Consider the following 7685-nt stretch of genomic DNA (forward strand, 5'->3'; position numbering starts at 1 on the left):
AGTTCTCAGCCTCTCCGGGATAAGACGAAATGGTTTTTGTTTCCTTAACCGGAGGGTCTTTTTTTGGATCAAATATCATATGGCTGTATGAACTGACATCATTCCTTTTCCCCAAACCCCGATTGGTCTGTGCTCCATGACTGGGTACCCGGATCGAAAGCCTCGTGAATTATATGTTCACTTACAAGTGTGTAACACTGTATCATGGTCATCCCACCCGGAAACTTACACTCAACGACAAGTATTTGCATTATAACGGTTACATTCCGTACAATGGACAGAAGAGAACGCAGCTGATTTGTGTTGTTCTCCTATAGCCGATCATCAAGCGAAACTATCCATTTCACGGACTTATTAATTGAATAGGTGGTTATTATATGGATCTACAAATTTCCGATTTGGAAGAAATGAAACTAACGGACCTCTACAAACTGGCCAAAAAATATCAGATTCCCTACTATGGCACACTGAAGAAGAAAGAATTGATCTTTGCCATACTACGAGCTCAGGCTGAACAGAGCGGTTTGATGTTTATGCAAGGTGTGCTTGAGATCCTTCCTGAAGGTTACGGTTTTCTCCGCCCGATTAACTACCTGCCTAGCACCGAAGACATTTATATATCGGCCTCGCAGATTCGCAAGTTCGATCTTAGAACGGGTGACCTCGTATCTGGTAAATGTAGAACGCCGAAGGAAAACGAGAGATATTTCGGTTTGCTGCAAGTCAATGCGGTAAACGGTGAGAATCCTTCAGCCGCTGCGGAAAGACTTCACTTCCCAGCATTAACCCCATTGTATCCGCAGAAAAAGCTGGTTCTCGAAACATCCCCCAACCATTTGTCTACACGCATTATGGATGTGCTGGCTCCTGTAGGTTTGGGACAGCGCGGATTGATCGTAGCACCTCCTAAAGCAGGTAAGACGCTTCTCCTCAAAGAAATTGCCAACAGCATTTCAACCAACAATCCAGAAATTGAACTGTTTGTCCTGTTGATTGATGAACGTCCGGAGGAAGTAACGGATATGTCTCGTTCGGTAAAAGGGGAAGTTGTGGCTTCTACGTTCGATGAGCTGCCTGAGAATCATATCAAGGTTGCGGAACTGGTGCTGGAACGTGCTCTGCGTCTGGTTGAGGCGAAAAAAGATGTCGTTATTCTGCTGGACAGCATTACGCGTCTTGCTCGTGCATATAACCTGGTGATCCCACCATCCGGACGGACGCTTAGTGGGGGTATTGACCCTGCAGCATTCCACCGCCCAAAACGTTTCTTTGGATCTGCGCGGAATGTGGAAGAGGGCGGCAGCCTGACTATTCTGGCAACAGCGTTAATCGATACGGGATCTCGTATGGATGATATCATCTATGAAGAGTTTAAAGGTACGGGTAATATGGAGCTTCATCTGGACCGCAAGCTGGCAGAACGCCGTATCTTCCCGGCCATCGATATTCGCCGTTCGGGTACACGCAGAGAAGAAGTGCTGCTAAGCAAGGAAGAGCTGGATACCATCTGGACCATTCGTAAAAATATGAATGACTCCCATGATTTTGTGGAAAGCTTCCTGAAAAAACTGCGCAACAGCAAAACGAATGCAGAATTTTTGGCTGCGTTTGATGCAGCGGGCAACAATACAAGCAATTCGGGAACCACAACGACTCGGCGTTCGCCGAGACAGACGGCTACCTCAGCAACAACAACTTAAAAAGTACTTTTACACATTCGAATTTGGCAGTTCTGCTGCTGGATTTACCATAAACTCGTCGTTCGGTTTAACCCATTAGATGTGAGGAGAACATCATGTATTTAGTATACGCAGATGAAAAAGGAAATGTATTTGATCACCCATCCCTGTATGGGCTTGCCCGTAGTGGAGATATGATCGTTGAAATTATGGAGGATGAACTCATTCCTCTACCAGAGGGAGCAACTCTGGTTGGATTACCAAGCACTCGTCCCATTGGGATGGATCCAGACACCGGCGAGATGATGCCTCTTCCGAGTGATACACAGGCGGTCGGGGCTTTGCTTCCGCAAGGGTTTACTCGGCTGTGTTTGCCGGGTTATGTGAAAACGGATAAAGAATATAAGCTTCCCTTGTTCGGGTACTCCGCAGTGGTGTGGAAAGATGACGCATTCTACGTTACAGCCCGGATGTCCGATCATCCGGATCAGTGGAATCCGCTGAACTGTGACCGTGATGACGTACGTGCTGGAGTTACGCGGATGACTGAAAAGTATCCTGAGAATCGTCTGTATACCCATTTGTCCAACTGTGCACTTGGGTATGAATGTCTGACCTCGTCAAATACGTTCCTGAATCGTTGGGAAGGTGGAGTTCCGGTATCATACTCCTGTAACGCAGGCTGCTTCGGATGTATTTCGGAACAACCAGATGATAGTGGCTTTGTTTCCCCGCAGACCCGAATGAATTTCCGACCTCGTGTGGACGAAATTGTTGAGGTTATGCTGGAACACCTGAAAACACCAGAGTCCATTATCAGCTTTGGGCAGGGATGTGAAGGTGAACCGTCAACTCAGGCTAAGTTGATTATTGAGGCCATTCGTGAGGTGCGTTCCATTACGGATATGGGATATATCAACATTAACACCAACGCTGGTTTGAATGACCACATTCGGGGCATCGTGGATGCGGGGCTGGATTTGATGCGTGTAAGTACGATTAGTGCACTGGATGACCACTATAATGCGTACTACAAACCACGGGGTTATACACTTGCTAACGTGGAGAAGTCAATGAAGTATGCGGCTCAACAAGGCGTGTACACATCGATTAACTATTTGATCTTCCCGGGTGTCACGGATCGTGAAGAGGAGATTGAAGCCATGATTGAGTTTGCCCGGAGAACAGACCTGCGCTTAATTCAAATGCGGAATCTGAACATCGACCCGGAGAGTTATCTGGAACTTATCCCTCCAGCTCAGGGTGATATTCTCGGAATGAAGCAAATGATTGAGATCTTCGAAGAAGAGCTGCCTGATGTCGTTATTGGCTCGTATACACATGTTCCTCCAGCCGGGATGGCGCGTCCGAAAAGACTCATCACCTCTTGATAATATTCGATTGCAACACGCATGAGGCCGTGTTATAATCTCTGAAGTTGTGCCATTTACTCTGGGTCCGCTTGAGGCTCAGGGCGGAAAGAGGTGAAAGGTAATGAAAGAAGCAATTCATCCTAAATACACGATCGGTCAAGTAACCTGCGCTTGCGGTAACACTTTTGAGACTGGTTCAGTTAAAGAAGGACTTCGTGTAGAGATTTGCTCCGCTTGCCACCCGTTCTTCACCGGTAAACAGAAGTTTATCGATGCTGGCGGCCGTGTCGATCGTTTCAAGAAAAAATACGGAATCTAATTCAGCAATTCCCTGTGAATTGTCTGCTAATTGCATCCAAACCACCCCTGCCTATGGCAGGGGTTTTTATATAGGGATAAAGGTTCCAGTTCAGGCCCGGTTGCAATTTGGATAAGCTTACGTTATACTATTTCTTACCGTGCTAGATGGGGAGGCAGCGGTGCCCTGTAACTCGCAATCCGCTATAGCGAGGTTGAATTCCTGCTAGAGGTTTTGTCGATGTGAGGTTTGGTCCCTGAACGTGGTGTTGACGGTTGGGTCCTCCGCAATGAGTACTCATGAACCTGGTCAGGTCCGGAAGGAAGCAGCCATAAGTGAGATCACTCTTGTGCCGGAGGGTTGCCTAGCCTGAGCTGTTGTTCAGGGGTGCCACTTGGATCGCAATTATCGATAGCAGGTGCACGGCTTACCATTTGAAATGTAGAGACCTTTGCAGTTGTATGTATGCAGAGGTCTTTTTGATATGTACAAAAAAACTACGCATCATTGGGTCAGATAAAGTTTGGAATCACCCCGGAATATAGTATAATGGGGGAACGACAAAGGACTCGAATGCGAAGTGGAAGGAAGGTAACGCATCATGGAGCATATCGCGTTATACCGGGCTTGGCGTCCCCAGTCGTTTCAGGATATGGTGGGACAACAGCATATTATTCAGACCTTGCAGAACGCGATTCGTGAACAGCGGACTTCCCATGCCTACTTGTTTAACGGGCCCAGAGGAACTGGGAAGACCAGTGCCGCCAAGATTTTGGCCAAAGCTGTAAACTGCGAGCGCGGACCTGCGCCTGAGCCTTGTAATGAATGTGAAGCTTGTCGCAGGATCACAGCCGGTTCGGTAATGGATGTGCAGGAGATTGACGCTGCATCCAACCGGGGTGTTGAGGAGATCCGCGATCTTCGTGAAAAGGTGAAATATGCCCCGACGGAAGTCCGGCAGAAAGTCTATATTATTGATGAAGTGCACATGTTAACAACAGAGGCGTTTAACGCTTTGCTCAAAACATTGGAGGAACCTCCTCCACATGTAATGTTTATTTTGGCAACAACCGAACCACACCGCCTTCCGGCCACAATTATCTCCAGGTGTCAGCGATTCGATTTCCGCCGGGTTTCCCTTGAGGAGCAGACGGCAAGACTTACGCTGATCTGCGAACAGGAGGGTATGGAGGCTGATCAGGATGCGCTCCAATACATCGCTCGTCTGTCGGACGGGGGAATGCGGGATGCGCTCAGTGTTCTGGATCAGATCTCTTCTTTCACAGATGGCAGAGTGACATATCAGCAGGTTATGGATATGACCGGAGGAATTCCTTCAGAGCAATTTGCCAAGCTTGCCGCGTCACTGCTTAAAGGTGATGTCGGACATATTTTGCAGATGATCGAAGGATTTATGCATGAAGGCAAGAGTGCAGATAAATGCATGGAAAACTTGCTGTATTACTTCCGTGATTTACTTATGATCAAGATGGTACCGGATGCTGATAAACTGACAGACCGGGTGCTTAACCCCGAGTCTTTCCGTGATATGGCAGAATCCTTCACGAAGGAACAGCTGTTCCAGATGATTGACACACTTAACCGATACCAGAGTGAAATGAAATATGCAGTACAGCCGCAAACGTTATTTGAAGTGGCTCTGCTCAAGCTGTGCAGTATACCTGCGCAGGGAGAGGTGCCGAATCAAGCTGCTGTGTCAGCAGGAGCGACGGCGTCCTCACAAGCTGACAGCGGCGAAATTAACCGCTTGAAACAACAGCTTGCTGAGCTGGAGAAGAAGCTGGATCGTGCGCTGAAAAGTGGCCTTTCTGGTGGAGAGGCTGCACCAAGCAGTCCTTCGCGACCGGCAACTCGTACTCCTGTATCCAGGGGGAATGCTCCGGCGAAGCTGCCTGCACAGCTGGATCAATACGTGGCGCGCAAGGGGTCTCCAGAATTCGTGGAGATCAGCAGAAAGTGGAGTCAAATCTTGCAGCGTGTTAAAGAAGAGAAGGTTACAGTCCATGCCTGGTTTATGGATGGTGAGCCTGTATCTATGCTGGAAGACAATGTATTGGTTGCTTTTAAAAATAACATTCACCGTGAAACGACAGAGAAGCAGGCTAATCGTGAAGTGATTGAGCGCGTGCTATCTGAACAGCTTGGGCGTTCAGCACGTCTGGTGACGATGATGCTTAAGGACTGGACAGGAGCCATGGAAGGAGCTGCTGAAGCGCCAAAGGAGGACTTTAAGCTTGAACCTGAGCATGAAGACGGCGGGTCAGGCAGCAAGCAACCTTGGATTGATGAAGCCATCCAGCTCTTCGGTGAAGATCTTGTAGTGATCAAGGAATAGATGTACCTAGCGCAGGGCGCGCATCATTAACTATAACAAAGGAGATGAACAATCATGAACAACATGAACCAAATGATGAAGCAAGTGAAGAAAATGCAGGAGCAAATGCTGAAGGCACAAGAGGAACTGGCGGACAAAACGGTTCAAGGTACTTCGGGTGGCGGTGTAGTTACAGCTGAGGTTAACGGACACAAGAAATTGCTGTCCATTACCATTAAACCTGAAGCAGTGGATCCGGAAGATGTAGAAATGCTGCAGGATCTCGTTATGACTGCTGTAAATGATGCAATGAGCAAAGCTGATGAAATTGCTAACCAGGATATGGGCAAATTCACAGGCGGCATGAAAATTCCGGGATTGTTTTAATTAAAATTGATCCTGTCAAAGGAGACACAATCGATTGTATTATCCCGAACCGATAGCGAAACTGATTGATGCTTTTACCCGTTTGCCGGGTGTTGGCCCCAAGACAGCTGCGAGATTAGCCTTTCATGTGCTTAACATGAAGGAAGATGATGTTATTGATTTTGCCAAGGCGCTTGTTAGTGTGAAGCGTAACCTTCATTATTGCTCGGTATGCTGTAATATTACAGATACCGATCCATGCCGCATTTGTCAGGATAAATCCCGGGATGGTTCTGTCATTTGTGTGGTTCAAGATTCCAAGGACCTTGTTGCCATGGAGCGTACCAAAGAATTTGATGGGTACTATCATGTGCTGCAAGGTGCGATCTCTCCAATGGAGGGAATCGGCCCTGATGATATTCGGTTGAAGGAGCTGTTGACCCGACTGAGTGATGAACGGGTGCAAGAATTGATTCTGGCAACGAATCCGAATATTGAGGGTGAGGCGACGGCGATGTATATATCCCGTCTGGTTCGTCCGTTCGAGATTACAGTGACCCGGATAGCTCATGGACTGCCTGTAGGTGGAGACTTGGAATATGCAGATGAAGTGACACTATCGAAAGCGCTGGAAGGCCGCAGAGAGATCCGGTAAGCTTGTATGTGCGACTAAGGAGAACGCGGTTTTGTATTGAATTTAAATAGTTGAAGATTTGAATGGATTCATCCAGAGAGCCGAGAGGCTCTCTTTTTTTGTTGGTGAGAACGAAGTACCACGGGGAAATTTGTGGCTCATAGTTCTAAGTTTGTCCTTCCCTTGATAAGTATGAGAATATGCTGTGCTGAATCAAAGGGGGAGAGCTTATGTTTTTCTGGAAAAATGCAGGACGGGCAGTAGAGAAACGTACCCAAATGCAGAAGGAGCTGGAAGAAGAACAGATCTATTTGGAGATTGAGAAGGCAAAAGCGGAGTGGGAGCGTGCCGTTAGGCAGTTTGAAGAGGCGCAGGGGGAAGATGAAATTGATTATGCTATATATGTTCTGGAAGCAGCAGAGCGTAAGTACCAGATTCATCTGAAGCGAGCGAAACGGGCAGGGATGAAGAAGTCGGCTGTAATGGATCGGGGCATGAGTGTGTAATGTAAGAATAAGCCGGGGAGGTGCTTCATATGAAAAGTGTGATTCTAGGAAGCGTGCTTGTGGTTTCGCTACTGGCGCTGGTAATCATATTGTTCAGAAAGCGAATCGGATTGTCGTGGGTAACCTCATTTGGAATACATCTGGCTTTGGCTGCGATCGGGATCTATGTTGTCAATTATTCCGGTTGGATTACGGGTGCCTACATACCGCTGAATCCTGCTACAATCGGTACAGTAAGTATTTTGGGCCTGCCAGGAGTAGGACTTTTGCTGGGGTTGAAAATATCTTTGTTTGGGTAGTTGACTCGGCACAGAGATCTATGGTACATTATATCTCGTTGCTTTGCTTGCTTGGTCGAGGAAATTTGAGGATGAAACAAAGTTCGATAAGAACTTTGAAAATAAACTTCAAAAAAGTGCTTGACGAAAACAAACGAAGTATGGTATATTATAAAAGTCGCCGCTGAGAGAAAATAGTGACGACAACGAATGAAT

Annotated in this window: 8 protein-coding genes and 1 other RNA gene; all 9 read left to right on the forward strand. The window is 47.2% G+C overall.

Annotated features, from left to right (window positions below; translation table 11 throughout):
• Positions 1-377 precede the first annotated feature (377 nt).
• The 9 genes from rho (at position 378) to CHI14_RS29175 (ending at position 7490) form a co-directional block, all read left to right on the forward strand.
• A complete protein-coding gene (gene rho / locus CHI14_RS29135) occupies positions 378-1700 on the forward strand; it encodes a transcription termination factor Rho (protein WP_095293483.1) in 1323 nt (440 codons plus the stop codon).
• 95 nt (positions 1701-1795) lie between these two features.
• Positions 1796-3070 (forward strand): radical SAM family protein, encoded by a 1275-nt coding sequence (locus CHI14_RS29140; RefSeq protein WP_095293484.1) that lies wholly within the window; start codon positions 1796-1798, stop codon positions 3068-3070.
• A 103-nt stretch (positions 3071-3173) separates the two neighbouring features.
• On the forward strand, positions 3174-3371 hold the full coding sequence (gene rpmE / locus CHI14_RS29145; RefSeq protein WP_095293485.1) for a 50S ribosomal protein L31: 198 nt from the start codon (positions 3174-3176) through the stop codon (positions 3369-3371).
• A 137-nt stretch (positions 3372-3508) separates the two neighbouring features.
• Positions 3509-3776: signal recognition particle sRNA large type (gene ffs, locus CHI14_RS29150), an RNA gene on the forward strand.
• Positions 3777-3951: 175 nt separating this feature from the next.
• Positions 3952-5706: a DNA polymerase III subunit gamma/tau gene (gene dnaX / locus CHI14_RS29155; protein ID WP_095293486.1), complete on the forward strand. Its 1755-nt coding sequence runs from the start codon at positions 3952-3954 to the stop codon at positions 5704-5706.
• Between the two features lie 54 nt (positions 5707-5760).
• Positions 5761-6072, forward strand: coding sequence for a YbaB/EbfC family nucleoid-associated protein (locus tag CHI14_RS29160; protein ID WP_095293487.1), 312 nt, complete (start codon positions 5761-5763; stop codon positions 6070-6072).
• Between the two features lie 34 nt (positions 6073-6106).
• Entirely contained in the window at positions 6107-6706 is a 600-nt protein-coding gene (gene recR, locus CHI14_RS29165; protein ID WP_095293488.1) for a recombination mediator RecR, read from the forward strand.
• A gap of 257 nt (positions 6707-6963) precedes the next feature.
• Complete coding sequence (locus CHI14_RS29170; protein ID WP_095293491.1) at positions 6964-7191, forward strand: DUF2508 family protein; 228 nt, start codon at positions 6964-6966, stop codon at positions 7189-7191.
• Positions 7192-7220: 29 nt separating this feature from the next.
• The gene (locus CHI14_RS29175) at positions 7221-7490 is read left to right on the forward strand and encodes a pro-sigmaK processing inhibitor BofA family protein (RefSeq protein ID WP_095293489.1); all 270 of its coding nucleotides are present in this window, start codon (positions 7221-7223) and stop codon (positions 7488-7490) included.
• The last annotated feature ends 195 nt before the right edge of the window (positions 7491-7685 follow it).

The sequence above is a fragment of the Paenibacillus sp. 7516 genome, from assembly GCF_002272715.1.
GTDB lineage: Bacteria > Bacillota > Bacilli > Paenibacillales > Paenibacillaceae > Paenibacillus > Paenibacillus illinoisensis_A.

What these genes read in the sequence shown, in the direction of transcription:
- rho (WP_095293483.1), top strand. Translation starts at nt 378, where the DNA reads ATGGATCTACAAATTTCCGATTTGGAAGAAATGAAACTAACGGACCTC.
- CHI14_RS29140 (WP_095293484.1), top strand. Translation starts at nt 1,796, where the DNA reads ATGTATTTAGTATACGCAGATGAAAAAGGAAATGTATTTGATCACCCA.
- rpmE (WP_095293485.1), top strand. Translation starts at nt 3,174, where the DNA reads ATGAAAGAAGCAATTCATCCTAAATACACGATCGGTCAAGTAACCTGC.
- dnaX (WP_095293486.1), top strand. Translation starts at nt 3,952, where the DNA reads ATGGAGCATATCGCGTTATACCGGGCTTGGCGTCCCCAGTCGTTTCAG.
- CHI14_RS29160 (WP_095293487.1), top strand. Translation starts at nt 5,761, where the DNA reads ATGAACAACATGAACCAAATGATGAAGCAAGTGAAGAAAATGCAGGAG.
- CHI14_RS29170 (WP_095293491.1), top strand. Translation starts at nt 6,964, where the DNA reads ATGCAGAAGGAGCTGGAAGAAGAACAGATCTATTTGGAGATTGAGAAG.
- CHI14_RS29175 (WP_095293489.1), top strand. Translation starts at nt 7,221, where the DNA reads ATGAAAAGTGTGATTCTAGGAAGCGTGCTTGTGGTTTCGCTACTGGCG.